This window comes from Gibbsiella greigii (genome assembly GCF_039540155.1).
Taxonomy (GTDB): Bacteria; Pseudomonadota; Gammaproteobacteria; order Enterobacterales; family Enterobacteriaceae; genus Gibbsiella; species Gibbsiella quercinecans.
Genome location: NZ_BAABEM010000006.1, coordinates 431993 through 444758, shown reverse-complemented (window position 1 = coordinate 444758; position 12766 = coordinate 431993). Strand labels below are relative to the sequence as shown.

The following is a 12766-nucleotide window of genomic DNA, read 5'->3' as shown; positions in this document are numbered from 1 at the left end:
AAAAAAACCGCCAAACGGCGGTTTTTTTATTAGTGCGATTAAGCCAGGCTTAATCGTTAATCGGCTGTGGCCGCGTCGCCGGCGCAGTTGCATGGCTGGCGGCCGCATGCCCACCGGCAGAACCTTTCCCGGTAAAGTCGAAGGCCGGGCGCTGCCAATCACTGTGCTTCGGTGCCTGTGGCTCATAAGCCGGTGCCGGCGCTTTGGTCATCGGCGCACTGGCGATTCGCTTGTAGAACGCATTCTGGGCAGGCTGAACGGCTGCTACGGGCGCAGGTTGCTGCGCTTCCTCTACGGCTGCCGGTTGCTCTTCAGCAGCCACTGTGGGTGCCGCTGGTTGAGCATCTTGCGCCACCGCTACAGGCTCGGCCGGTGAGGCCGGTTGCTGTGGCTCAACCTCGGGAACCGGTGCGTGTACCGCTTCGGCAGCCGCCGTCTGTTCCGGTGCGTTTGCTACGGCAACTTCGGCTTCAGGCACCACTGTTGGAGCTTCAGCTTCAACGGCAACGCTTTCTTCTGCCGGTGCGGCTGGCTGCTGCACAGCCGTTTCGCGCGGCGCTTCGCTTGGTTGCGCTGGCTCTTCTTCGTTGGCAACCGCTACCGGTTGTACCTCCGGTGCGTCTACCGGGACGACAGGTTCAACAACCGGGGCGCTCTCTGCCTGTACAGGCGTGTCGGCTTGCTGCGCGATCGGTGCGTCTTCTGGCACGGCAATCGGTGCTGCCGGCGGCTGCGCCTGGTTAGCGGCTTCTTCCACCGCTTGCTGCGTTTGTGCGACTGGGTAACTTACCCACACCTTGCCCGAGGCCAACTCCGGGGACGCCACGGCTGCCGCCAACGGCATAGGCGACTGGGAAGGGTAACGCTCGTCACGGTAGCGGCGGCGGCGCTGGCCGCTAACACGCAGGTGGCGTGGCGAACGGCGTGAACGGCGCGGCATGCCGTTTTCACCATTGCGGCCTTCAGCCTGCGCATCATTTTCTGGCTGTGCAGCCTCTTCCGGCAATGCCTTAACGGCCTCGTCTTTGGCGATAGCTGGCAATGCGCGCTGCTGCTCTGCCGCCGGTGCTTTTGGCGCCAGCAGTTCTTCCGCAGCCTGTTGCAGCTCTTCTTCTGCCGACAATACGCGGATTTTTTGCGACAGTTGGCGTGGTTTACGGCGTTGCGTTGGCTGTGCGTTGCGTTCTTCCTGCTCTTCGTCGTTAGCTGGGGCTTCAGCACGTTGCTCCAGCGCCTTCACCTCTTGCAGCGCCAGACGTTTCTCTTCCTGGCGGCGGCGTTGACGTTCTGCACGCTGTTCACGGCGTTGCTGTTGCTCTTCGCGGGCTTTGGCGATGGCTTCTTCAGACTGCACTTCCTCTTTCACCACCGGTGCGGCAGCCGGCGCAACGTTATTCCGGCGGTTCCGGCGTTGCTGCTCATCACGTGCCTCACGCGTATCGCGTGTTTCAACGCGTTCTTTACGTTCGGTACGTTCAGTCTTCTCAGCCCGTTCGCCACGTTCTTTGCGGGCCGGGCTTTGACGGCGTTGGTTACGGCGATCCTGGCGGCGGTTGTCGGTGCTTTCCGCTTTGGGTTTTTCAACCGGAGCGACGGCTTCCGCCGGCGTGGTGGCGCTGGTGGTATCCGCTGCAAACAAGCCTTTCAGTTTGCCCAGCAGGCGGCCGACCAGCCCGGTCTGCGCGGCGGCGGCTGCCGAAGGAACAACGGCTGTAGCTTGGGGCTGAGCCTGTTTCTCCGCCGGCGGCGGCACGTCGGAGGCCAGCGAGAAGGCGGCCAGCGCCGGCTGTTCAGGAAGCTTACGCTCCATTGGCGCATCTTCCTGCGGCTGATCCATCTCTTCTTCATGCAGCTTCGGCAGCAGGTAGCTGAGCGTGCTGGTTTCTTCGCCTTTACGGACCCGCAGCACAGAGTAATGCGGCGTCTGCATTTCATCGTTAGGCACGATGATCGCCTTCACGCCGCCCTGGCGTTTTTCGATGGCGCTGACGGATTCGCGTTTTTCGTTCAGCAAGTAAGACGCAACCCGTACCGGCACGATGGCATGTACTTCTTTGGTGTTTTCCTTCAGCGCTTCTTCTTCGATCAGGCGCAGGATGGAAAGCGCCAGTGATTCGTTGTCACGAATGGTGCCGGTGCCGTTACAGCGTGGGCAGACGTGGTGGCTGGATTCGCCCAGCGACGGGCTCAGGCGCTGGCGCGACATTTCCAACAGGCCGAAACGGGAGATACGGCCAATTTGGATGCGGGCGCGATCCTGGCGAACGGCGTCGCGCAGGCGGTTTTCAACTTCGCGCTGGTGGCGCACCGGGGTCATATCGATAAAGTCGATAACGATCAACCCGCCCAGATCGCGCAGGCGCAGTTGGCGAGCGATCTCATCGGCCGCTTCCAGGTTGGTGTTAAAGGCGGTTTCTTCGATATCGCCGCCGCGCGTGGCGCGGGCCGAGTTGATATCGATAGCGGTCAACGCTTCAGTGGTATCAATCACAATCGAACCGCCGGACGGCAGGCGGACTTCACGCTGGAATGCGGATTCGATCTGCGATTCAATCTGATAGTGGCTGAACAGCGGTATTTCGCCGCTGTAGAGCTTAATTTTGCTGCTGAAATCCGGGCGGCCAAGCGCGGCGATATGTTCGCGCGCCAGATCGAGCACTTTTGGGTTGTCGATCAGAATTTCGCCGATGTCCGGACGCAGGTAGTCACGGAACGCGCGCACGATAACATTGCTTTCCTGATGGATCAGGAACGGAGCAGGGCGGCCTTCAGCGGCCTTTTTGATCGCTTCCCAGTGTTTCAGGCGGAAGGATAAATCCCATTGCAGCGCTTCAGCGGATTTGCCAACGCCGGCGGTGCGAACAATCAGGCCCATGCCGTCCGGCAATTGCAGGGAGGAGAGCGCTTCTTTCAGTTCGGTGCGATCGTCACCCTCAATGCGGCGGGAAATGCCGCCGGCACGCGGGTTATTGGGCATCAGTACCAGATAGCTGCCGGCCAGGCTGATGAAGGTGGTCAGGGCTGCGCCCTTGTTGCCACGCTCTTCTTTATCAACTTGAACGATCACTTCCTGGCCTTCGCGCAGCACATCTTTGATGTTGGGGCGGCCATGGGAAGAATAGTTGCTGGGGAAGTATTCGCGGGCGATTTCTTTCAGAGGGAGGAAACCATGGCGTTCGGCGCCATAATCAACAAACGCGGCTTCGAGACTGGGTTCAATGCGGGTGATTTTGCCTTTGTAGATGTTCGCTTTTTTTTGCTCATGACCCGGACTTTCAATATCCAAATCATACAGCCGCTGTCCATCTACCAGGGCAACGCGCAACTCTTCCTGTTGAGTTGCGTTAATCAACATTCTTTTCATCTTAACTTACTCGTTATTTTTACATTATCGACAGAGCTGCGGGCGAAATAACCGCATGACCGGGTTAAAACCGAAAGCCCCGTGTCTTCTCGCAACGCCGTCAACCTCACGGTTGTCGCCTGCATAGGGGCGCATTATCTCGGTAAGCCTGCATTTCTTTGCGAAAAAACAGCGCTTTTACTGTGGGAATAGCCTCTGATTTTCGTCGACAGGTCTGATTCCAGTTTCCGGCCAAGCTGCAACCCGCAGCCCGCTAATTGTTTGATTTTACATTACGTCTTACGCCATTGCTGCGCTTCTGCTCAACCCAACAAACTATACAATTCCACCATTTTCCCTGTTTTAACGAGAATCAACGCGGAAGTAACATCATTATTCCATTGCTGACACTGTTATAGCAAGGTGACTTTTCCTCAACGCATTAAGAAAAGTTGCCGTTCGCAGGCTTAACCCACCGCGGCTGGCGATGGATCGCACAACGTGGGGTTCATCCTGCTGCAACATTAACTTTACGCTGAGTTTGACAGTTAAGCACATAAAAAGAGGTGGCGCTATTTAGTGGTGCTATTTAGAATTCTGCACCATGAAAACGAACAATCCTGCAGTACAACTTATAACCATCTCTGCTGACGAAGCCGGCCAGCGGATCGATAACTTTTTACTGGCACGCCTGAAAGGGGTGCCGAAGAGCATGATTTATCGCATCGTGCGCAAAGGCGAAGTGCGCGTTAATAAAGGGCGCATCAAAGCCGAATATAAGCTGATGGCGGGCGACGTAGTGCGCGTGCCGCCGGTGCGCATCGCTGAGCGGCAAGAGGCGCCGGTCTCTGCCCGGTTGGATAAAGTGGCCGCGCTAGCCGATTGCATCCTTTATGAAGACGATCATGTGTTGCTGCTGAACAAACCTTCCGGCACGGCGGTGCATGGCGGTAGCGGGCTGAGCTTCGGCGTGATCGAAGGGCTGCGCGCGCTGCGCCCGGAAGCGCGTTTTCTGGAACTGGTTCATCGCCTGGATCGGGATACCTCTGGCGTGCTGCTGGTGGCGAAGAAGCGTTCGGCGCTGCGCGCGCTGCATGAACAGTTGCGGATGAAAGGGATGCAGAAAGACTATCTGGCATTGGTGCGTGGCCAGTGGCAGTCGCACTGTAAGGTGGTTCAGGCACCGCTGTTGAAGAATATTCTGCAAAGCGGTGAGCGCATCGTGCGCGTCAATAGCGAAGGCAAACCGTCGGAAACCCGTTTTAAAGTGGAAGAACGCTATGAATTCGCCACACTGGTGAAAGCCAGCCCGGTTACCGGGCGCACCCACCAGATCCGTGTTCATACGCTGCATGCGGGCCACCCGATAGCCTTTGACGATCGCTACGGCGATCGTGATTTCGATCGCCAACTGGCCGGCACCGGGCTTAAACGCCTGTTCCTGCATGCGGCGGCGCTGCGCTTTGAGCACCCTGGCACTGGCGAAACGCTGCGTATTGAAGCGCCGATGGACGACGAACTGCGCCATTGCCTGACGGTATTGCGCAACGCCACCCCACGCTGAGGCGGGGCGGCCAGCGGCGGCATCGCCTGCCGCTGCTATGAATTACCGCAGCGGGTCAATGCCTTCGGCCCGCAGCATCTCCAACAGGGCAATCAGCGGCAGCCCTACCAGCGCGTTGGGATCGCGCCCTTCCAGCCGGTTAAACAAGGCAATCCCCAACCCTTCGCTTTTGAAACTGCCCGCACAATTCAGCGGCTGTTCCTGGCGCACATAGCCGGTAATTTCCTCATCGGTCAGGCTGCGAAAATGAACGTGGAAAGGCTCGCACAACGCTTGCAGGCGCCGGTTTTTGCTATTGTATAAGGCAAGCCCGGTGTAAAACGTCACCTTGCGGCCGCTGGCCAGGCGCAGCTGCGCGCAGGCATTTTCTTCCGTATGGGGTTTGCCGGTGATGTTGCCATCGATAACGCAGACTTGATCGGAGCCGATAATCAGGTGATCGGGGTAGGTGGGCGCCAGGGCCTGCGCTTTGGCGATAGCCAGGCGCAACACCAGCGCTTCGGCATCTTCACCCGCAAGCGGGGTTTCATCCACCTTGGGGGCGGCGGTAATAAAAGGCAGGCGCAGCTTTTCCAGCAGCATTTTTCGGTAGCCGGAGGTCGAGGCCAAAAGTAATCTGTGCATAATTTTTTTCGCAAACCATAGCGTAAATAGGTTCGGCATTTTAAACTGTCGGCCGCTGTGGAAGCGAATATTGGTGAAAGGCACCGTTTTTACGGCCTTTTTCTTTGACTCTATGTCGTTACAAAGTTAATATGCGCGCCCTATGCAAAAGGTAAAATTACCCTTGACCATCGATGCGGCCCGTACCGCTCAGAAACACCTGGACTATGTTGGTGTCTATGTGCCTGAGCAGGTGACGCGTGTTGCCGAGTCTGTGGTCAGTGTGGACAGCGATGTGCAGGCCTCGTTATCGTTTAATATCGATAACCAGCGCCTGGCGGTCATCACCGGCCATGCGGACGTCACGGTAACGTTGATGTGCCAGCGCTGTGGGGTGCCGTTTGAGCATCATGTCCACACAACATATTGTTTTAGCCCGGTCGTCAATGATGAGCAGGCTGAGGCATTACCGGAAGCGTACGAACCGATCGAAGTTGATGATTTTGGCGAAGTCGATCTGTTGGCAATGATTGAAGACGAAATTATTCTTTCATTGCCTGTCGTTCCGGTACATGAATCTGAACACTGTGAAGTGTCCGAAGCGGACATGGTATTTGGCAAACTGCCTGCAGAGGCGGAGAAACCGAATCCGTTTGCCGTATTAGCCAGTTTAAAGCGTAAGTAATCGAGGAGTAAGGTCCATGGCCGTACAACAGAATAAACCAACCCGTTCCAAACGTGGTATGCGTCGTTCACATGATGCACTGACCACCACCCCTTTGTCTGTAGACAAAGTATCCGGTGAAACTCATCGTCGTCACCACATCACTGCCGACGGTTTCTACCGTGGTCGCAAGGTTATCGGCTAAGTAGCGATACCTTGACTCGTCTAACCCTGGCGTTAGATGCTATGGGCGGGGATTTCGGTCCCTGCGTCACAGTGCCTGCATCACTGCAGGCACTGGCCTCTAATTTACAGCTTCATCTCTTGCTGGTCGGCGATCCCGCCGCTATCTCTCCTTTGCTTGCCAAAGCCGATCCGGTTCTTCTGGAACGCCTGCAAGTCGTGCCCGCCGAATCCGTGATTGCCGGTGACGCCAAGCCTTCACAAGCAATCCGTGCCAGCCGCGGTACGTCCATGCGCATAGCGCTGGAGCTGATTAAAACCGGCGAAGCACAGGCCTGCGTCAGCGCGGGGAATACCGGTGCGCTGATGGGGTTGGCAAAAATGCTTATCAAGCCCCTAAAGGGCATTGAGCGCCCGGCGTTGATGACGGTGCTTCCCAACCAGCAGCTCAGCAAAACCGTGGTGCTGGACTTGGGCGCCAACGTGGCATGCGACAGTACCATGCTGGTGCAGTTTGCCATTATGGGCGCGGTGATGGCGGAGGAAGTGGTTGGTATTGCACAACCGCGCGTGGCGTTGCTGAACATCGGCGAAGAAGAGAGCAAAGGCCTGGATAATATTCGTGAAGCGGCCGCCGTTTTAAAACAGACTCCGGCAATCAACTATATTGGTTATCTGGAAGGAAACGATCTGCTCACGGGTAAAACCGATGTTTTGGTCTGCGACGGCTTTGTGGGTAACGTAACGCTGAAAACCATGGAAGGAGTGATAAGGGTATTTTTGTCACTGCTGAAATCTTCAGGGGGAGGGGGCAAGCAGGCCTGGTGGTTAACATTGCTGGGCCGCTGGCTGCAAAAGCGGATGCTCAAGCGTTTCGGCCATTTGAACCCTGACCAGTATAATGGCGCATGTCTGTTAGGATTGCGGGGCACCGTAATCAAGAGCCACGGCGCTGCGAACCAGCGAGCGTTCGCAGTGGCTATCGAGCAGGCTGTGCAGGCGGTGCAGCGGCAAGTTCCTGACAGAATTGCTGCGCGCCTTGAGGCTGTATTACCTAAGAGTGACTGATCGTACATGTATACAAAGATTCTCGGTACGGGGAGTTATTTACCCGTACAAGTGCGCACCAATGCTGATTTGGAAAAAATGGTGGATACCTCGGACGAATGGATCGTCACGCGTACCGGTATCCGTGAGCGCCGTATCGCTGCAGCGGATGAAACCGTTGCGTCGATGGGCTTCCACGCTGCAGAAAAAGCGATGGAAATGGCAGGTGTGGCTCCCGATGACATTGGCTTGATTGTGGTGGCAACCACCACCTCGAGCCACGCGTTCCCAAGCTCTGCCTGCCAGATTCAGCAGCAGCTGGGCGTGAAAGACTGTGCGGCATTTGATTTGGCGGCGGCCTGTGCCGGTTTTACTTACGCCTTGAGCGTGGCCGATCAGTTCGTGAAAACCGGCGTGGTGAAATATGCGCTGGTGGTAGGTGCCGACGCACTGTCACGCACGTTGGATCCGGAAGATCGTGGGACGATTATTCTGTTTGGCGACGGCGCCGGTGCGGTGGTGTTAGGGGCTTCTGAAGAACCGGGCATCCTGTCCACCCATCTGCATGCCGACGGCGCTTACGGCAACTTGCTGACGTTGCCGTATAAAGATCGCCAGGATCCGAGCAAGCCTGCCTATGTCACCATGGCAGGAAACGAAGTTTTCAAGGTTGCGGTCACTGAACTGGCGCATATCGTTGATGAGACGCTGCGCGCCAGCGGATTGGAACGCGGCCAGTTGGATTGGCTGGTACCACATCAGGCCAATCTGCGCATTATTAACGCAACCGCGAAAAAACTGGCGATGGGAATGGACAAGGTGGTGGTGACGCTCGATCGCCATGGTAATACCTCTGCCGCCTCGGTGCCTTCGGCACTGGACGAAGCGGTGCGCGATGGGCGCATCCAACGCGGCCAACTGGTGCTGCTTGAAGCGTTCGGCGGCGGCTTTACCTGGGGCTCAGCGCTGGTCCGTTTTTGATTAAACAGGAAGAGTAACATGACGCAATTTGCTTTTGTTTTCCCCGGCCAGGGTTCACAGGCCGTGGGGATGTTGGCTGACCTGGCCGCGCAGTATCCGGTGGTTGAGCAGACGTTCAGCGAAGCCTCCGGCGCGCTGGGTTACGATCTGTGGCAACTGGTGCAGCAAGGCCCGGCAGAAGAGCTGAACAAAACCTGGCAGACTCAGCCGGCGCTGTTGGCGGCTTCTGTGGCGATTTTCCGCGTATGGCAGCAGCAGGGCGGCAGTATGCCGGCGCTGATGGCTGGTCATAGCCTGGGTGAATATTCTGCGTTGGTGTGCGCCGGCGTGCTGGATTTCACTGCGGCTGTTCGGCTGGTTGAACTGCGCGGCAAGTTGATGCAGGAAGCCGTGCCTGCCGGCACTGGCGCCATGTATGCAATCATCGGCCTGGATAACGACGCCATTGCGAAAGCCTGCGAAGCGTCTGCTGAAGGGCAGGTGGTTTCCCCGGTCAACTTCAATTCGCCGGGCCAGGTGGTGATCGCCGGCAACAAAGAAGCGGTTGAGCGTGCCGGCGCAGCCTGTAAAGCGGCGGGCGCCAAGCGTGCGCTGCCGTTGCCGGTGAGCGTGCCTTCCCACTGCGCGTTGATGAAACCTGCTGCGGATAAGCTGGCTGTGGCGCTGCAGGAAGTGGTCTTCAACGCGCCGCAGGTTGCGGTGGTCAATAACGTGGATGTGCGTACGGAAAACGATCCGGAAGCGATCCGTAGTGCGTTGGTGCGCCAATTGTATAGCCCGGTTCGTTGGACTGAGAGCGTAGAATACATCGCGGCGCAGGGCGTTACCTCGCTGCTGGAGATCGGCCCCGGCAAAGTGTTGACCGGCCTGACCAAACGTATTGTTGACACCCTGACGGCGGCGCCAGTGAATGACCCTGCAAGCCTGTCAGCGGCGCTTGAGCAATAATAGAGGAAAACCATGAGCTTCGAAGGAAAAATCGTCCTGGTGACCGGCGCAAGCCGCGGTATCGGCCGGGCAATTGCAGAATCGTTTGTTGCCCGCGGCGCGACGGTTATCGGCACGGCGACCAGCGATAGCGGTGCGGAAGCAATCAGTTCCTATCTGGGAACCCACGGTAAAGGCTTTAAACTGGATGTTGTCGATGCGCAATCTATCGACAGTGTGCTGGGCGCGATCCGAGAACAATTTGGCGAAATCGACATTTTGGTCAATAATGCTGGCATCACGCGTGATAACCTCCTGATGCGCATGAAAGACGACGAGTGGCAGGATATCCTGAACACCAATCTGACTTCAGTATTCCGGCTGTCAAAAGCGGTTATGCGCGCGATGATGAAAAAGCGTTTTGGCCGCATCGTTACCATCGGTTCGGTTGTCGGAACCATGGGTAACGCCGGGCAAGCTAACTATGCCGCAGCGAAGGCGGGCCTGATTGGCTTTAGCAAATCGCTGGCGCGTGAAGTGGCTTCTCGTGGCATAACGGTTAACGTCGTTGCGCCTGGTTTTATTGAAACAGACATGACTCGGGCGTTGACAGAAGAGCAGCGTGCAGGCATTTTGACACAGGTTCCGGCCAACCGGCTCGGCGATGCTAAAGAAATCGCCAATGCTGTTGCATTTTTAGCCTCAGATGAGGCTGGCTATATCACCGGTGAGACATTACATGTCAATGGCGGCATGTACATGATTTAAAAAATGCGAAAACTATTTGCGTTATTTGGGGCAAAACCCGCAAAATAGCGTAAAATCGTGGTTTGACCAGCCGGGATTTAGTTGCATCTTTTTCAACATTTTATACACTACGAAAACCATCGCGAAAGCGAGTTTTGATAGGAAATTTAAGAGTATGAGCACTATCGAAGAACGCGTTAAGAAAATCATCGTTGAGCAACTGGGTGTTAAACAGGAAGAAGTTCTGAATAACGCTTCTTTTGTTGAAGACTTGGGCGCTGATTCTCTTGACACCGTTGAGCTGGTAATGGCACTGGAAGAAGAATTCGACACCGAGATTCCAGACGAAGAAGCTGAGAAGATCACTACTGTTCAGGCAGCTATTGATTTCATCAACGCTAACCAGCAGTAAGCGAACATATCTAGGCGGTCACTCGACCGCCTAAGTTTTTTCTATTCTTGGTGTTATTTTTATCCCTCCTTGGAGGACACACGTGTCTAAGCGTCGAGTAGTTGTGACCGGACTGGGCATGTTGTCTCCTGTCGGCAACACGGTAGAGTCCACGTGGAAAGCTCTTCTTGCCGGTCAGAGTGGCATCAGCCTGATCGACCATTTCGATACTACAGCCTATGCAACGCGTTTTGCCGGCTTGGTAAAGAATTTTAATTCTGAAGATTTCATCTCACGCAAAGATGCGCGCAAGATGGATGCCTTCATTCAATACGGGATCGTCGCTGGCATTCAAGCCATGCAAGATGCCGGCTTGGATATCAACGAGGCTAACGCTGCCCGCATGGGCGCTGCGATTGGTTCCGGTATTGGTGGCCTGGGTTTGATCGAAGATAACCACAGCTCACTGCTCCACGGTGGCCCGCGCAAAATTAGCCCATTCTTCGTGCCGTCCACTATTGTCAACATGATTGCAGGCCACCTGACCATCATGTACGGGCTGCGTGGCCCAAGCATTTCCATCGCCACCGCCTGTACCTCAGGCGTGCACAATATCGGCCATGCTGCGCGTATCATTGCCTACAATGATGCTGACGTTATGCTGGCGGGTGGGGCAGAGAAAGCCAGTACGCCGCTTGGCGTCGGTGGTTTTGGCGCTGCGCGCGCACTGTCTACCCGCAACGACAACCCACAGGCGGCAAGCCGCCCGTGGGACAAAGATCGTGATGGCTTCGTGTTGGGTGATGGCGCAGGCATGATGGTGCTCGAAGAGTATGAGCATGCCAAAAAGCGTGGTGCGAAAATTTACGCAGAAGTCGTCGGCTTCGGTATGAGCAGCGATGCCTACCACATGACGTCGCCACCGGAAAACGGTGCCGGCGCCGCGTTGGCGATGGAAAACGCGCTTGCAGACGCAGGTGTGACGGCGTCACAAATCGGCTACATCAATGCCCACGGCACCTCAACGCCGGCTGGCGACAAGGCTGAAACCCAAGCGGTGAAAACCGTGTTTGGCAGCGATGCCAAGCGCGTGCTGGTCAGTTCGACCAAATCGATGACCGGGCACCTGTTGGGTGCGGCGGGCGCGGTTGAGTCGATCTTCACCGTTTTGGCGCTGCGCGATCAAATTGTGCCGCCAACCATCAACCTGGATAATCCGGATGAAGGTTGCGATCTTGACTTCGTGCCGCATGAAGCGCGTCAGGTGAAGGATTTGGAGTACACGCTGTGTAACTCCTTTGGTTTCGGCGGTACCAACGGCTCTCTGATTTTCCGCCGCGTGTAATTGTTGAACTCCATCTATTGCCCGAGCCCGGTATTTTACCGGGCTTTTTTTTACCTGTATGGCGACGGGGTTCAGAAAGCGCTGGTAATCCGGCCACGTGGGCAGCAATGCTGCGATTGCCGGCAACGCCTGTTATGCTGTGATAAGTCTCTATCATGCGGAGAAGGCCATGTATTGGATTAATGGACAGCAGCACGATGCGCTGGCGCCGAGCGATCGTGGTTTACAGTTTGGCGACGGCTGTTTTACCACTGCCCGCGCCATTAACGGCCAGGTTGAACTGCTGGGGTGGCATATCGAGCGCCTGCAGCAGGCCGCCGAGCGCCTGATGCTGCCCGCGATCGACTGGGCGGCATTGGAAGCTGAAATGGCGCATGCGGCGCAGGCGGTTCCGCTGGGTGTTATTAAAGCAATATTGACGCGTGGCAGCGGTGGGCGCGGCTATAGCCCGCACGGTTGCAGCCATCCGACGCGGATTGTTTCCCGCAGCACCTACCCGCAGCATTACCTGCAGTGGCGTGAGCGCGGCATTCATCTGGCGTTGAGCCCGGTGGCTTTGGCGTGTAACCCGATGCTGGCAGGGATAAAGCACCTTAACCGATTGGAGCAGGTGTTAATCCGCACACATCTTGACCAGACTGATGCCGATGAAGCGCTGGTGCTTGACACCGCCGGCCGGCTGGTGGAATGCTGTGCGGCTAATTTATTCTGGCGTAAGGGAAAAAACGTATTCACGCCGGATTTGAGCCAGGCAGGGGTGGCGGGGCTAATGCGCCGTCGCGTGATGTCCGTGCTGGCAAGCAGCGAGTACCAGTTGCATCAGGTTGCGGAGCCGCTGGAAACCTTGGCCAGCGCCGACGAAGTGATGGTCAGCAATGCGCTAATGCCGTTGCTGCCGGTAAATAGCGCGCATTCATGGCGTTATCATTCGCGCCAATTATATGATTTTTTATGTTCGCAGTGTTGAAGAT

The 12766-nt window shown here is 56.5% G+C and carries 12 protein-coding genes; 10 read left to right on the top strand and 2 right to left on the bottom strand.

What is annotated here, in order from left to right; genetic code table 11:
• Positions 1–49 precede the first annotated feature (49 nt).
• Entirely contained in the window at positions 50–3364 is a 3315-nt protein-coding gene (gene rne / locus AC559G_RS05295) for a ribonuclease E/G (protein ID WP_498911764.1), read from the bottom strand.
• Positions 3365–3947: 583 nt separating this feature from the next.
• On the opposite strand from rne, the gene rluC reads away from it, so the two are divergent.
• Positions 3948–4907, top strand: coding sequence for a 23S rRNA pseudouridine(955/2504/2580) synthase RluC (gene rluC, locus AC559G_RS05290; RefSeq protein ID WP_438599712.1), 960 nt, complete (start codon positions 3948–3950; stop codon positions 4905–4907).
• A 42-nt stretch (positions 4908–4949) separates the two neighbouring features.
• Here rluC and AC559G_RS05285 read toward each other — a convergent pair whose 3' ends face one another.
• Entirely contained in the window at positions 4950–5531 is a 582-nt protein-coding gene (locus tag AC559G_RS05285) for a Maf family protein (protein ID WP_498911763.1), read from the bottom strand.
• A 142-nt stretch (positions 5532–5673) separates the two neighbouring features.
• Between AC559G_RS05285 and yceD the strand changes: the two genes are divergently transcribed.
• The 9 genes from yceD to pabC all read left to right on the top strand — a co-directional run bounded on the left by yceD (position 5674) and on the right by pabC (position 12762).
• A complete protein-coding gene (gene yceD / locus AC559G_RS05280; protein ID WP_438599714.1) occupies positions 5674–6195 on the top strand; it encodes a 23S rRNA accumulation protein YceD in 522 nt (173 codons plus the stop codon).
• A 16-nt stretch (positions 6196–6211) separates the two neighbouring features.
• The gene (gene rpmF / locus AC559G_RS05275; protein WP_095844658.1) at positions 6212–6379 is read left to right on the top strand and encodes a 50S ribosomal protein L32; all 168 of its coding nucleotides are present in this window, start codon (positions 6212–6214) and stop codon (positions 6377–6379) included.
• A gap of 11 nt (positions 6380–6390) precedes the next feature.
• Positions 6391–7425 carry a phosphate acyltransferase gene (gene plsX / locus AC559G_RS05270; RefSeq protein WP_498911762.1) on the top strand — a complete coding sequence of 345 codons (1035 nt, stop codon included), beginning with the start codon at positions 6391–6393 and terminating at the stop codon, positions 7423–7425.
• Positions 7426–7431: 6 nt separating this feature from the next.
• Positions 7432–8385, top strand: a complete 954-nt coding sequence (locus AC559G_RS05265; protein ID WP_498911761.1) for a beta-ketoacyl-ACP synthase III — start codon at positions 7432–7434, stop codon at positions 8383–8385.
• Positions 8386–8403: 18 nt separating this feature from the next.
• Positions 8404–9333 carry an ACP S-malonyltransferase gene (gene fabD / locus AC559G_RS05260; RefSeq protein ID WP_498911760.1) on the top strand — a complete coding sequence of 310 codons (930 nt, stop codon included), beginning with the start codon at positions 8404–8406 and terminating at the stop codon, positions 9331–9333.
• 12 nt (positions 9334–9345) lie between these two features.
• Positions 9346–10080 (top strand): 3-oxoacyl-ACP reductase FabG, encoded by a 735-nt coding sequence (gene fabG / locus AC559G_RS05255; RefSeq protein WP_438598464.1) that lies wholly within the window; start codon positions 9346–9348, stop codon positions 10078–10080.
• 154 nt (positions 10081–10234) lie between these two features.
• Positions 10235–10471, top strand: a complete 237-nt coding sequence (gene acpP / locus AC559G_RS05250) for an acyl carrier protein (protein ID WP_095848863.1) — start codon at positions 10235–10237, stop codon at positions 10469–10471.
• Positions 10472–10553: 82 nt separating this feature from the next.
• Positions 10554–11795: a beta-ketoacyl-ACP synthase II gene (fabF, locus tag AC559G_RS05245; protein WP_462615989.1), complete on the top strand. Its 1242-nt coding sequence runs from the start codon at positions 10554–10556 to the stop codon at positions 11793–11795.
• Between the two features lie 169 nt (positions 11796–11964).
• Positions 11965–12762: an aminodeoxychorismate lyase gene (gene pabC, locus AC559G_RS05240; protein ID WP_498911759.1), complete on the top strand. Its 798-nt coding sequence runs from the start codon at positions 11965–11967 to the stop codon at positions 12760–12762.
• Positions 12763–12766: the final 4 nt, after the last annotated feature.

Bases quoted from the DNA above. Each gene is read 5' to 3' on its own strand.
- rne (WP_498911764.1), bottom strand. From the start codon at position 3,364: ATGAAAAGAATGTTGATTAACGCAACTCAACAGGAAGAGTTGCGCGTT.
- rluC (WP_438599712.1), top strand. From the start codon at position 3,948: ATGAAAACGAACAATCCTGCAGTACAACTTATAACCATCTCTGCTGAC.
- AC559G_RS05285 (WP_498911763.1), bottom strand. From the start codon at position 5,531: ATGCACAGATTACTTTTGGCCTCGACCTCCGGCTACCGAAAAATGCTG.
- yceD (WP_438599714.1), top strand. From the start codon at position 5,674: ATGCAAAAGGTAAAATTACCCTTGACCATCGATGCGGCCCGTACCGCT.
- rpmF (WP_095844658.1), top strand. From the start codon at position 6,212: ATGGCCGTACAACAGAATAAACCAACCCGTTCCAAACGTGGTATGCGT.
- AC559G_RS05265 (WP_498911761.1), top strand. From the start codon at position 7,432: ATGTATACAAAGATTCTCGGTACGGGGAGTTATTTACCCGTACAAGTG.
- fabD (WP_498911760.1), top strand. From the start codon at position 8,404: ATGACGCAATTTGCTTTTGTTTTCCCCGGCCAGGGTTCACAGGCCGTG.
- fabG (WP_438598464.1), top strand. From the start codon at position 9,346: ATGAGCTTCGAAGGAAAAATCGTCCTGGTGACCGGCGCAAGCCGCGGT.
- acpP (WP_095848863.1), top strand. From the start codon at position 10,235: ATGAGCACTATCGAAGAACGCGTTAAGAAAATCATCGTTGAGCAACTG.
- pabC (WP_498911759.1), top strand. From the start codon at position 11,965: ATGTATTGGATTAATGGACAGCAGCACGATGCGCTGGCGCCGAGCGAT.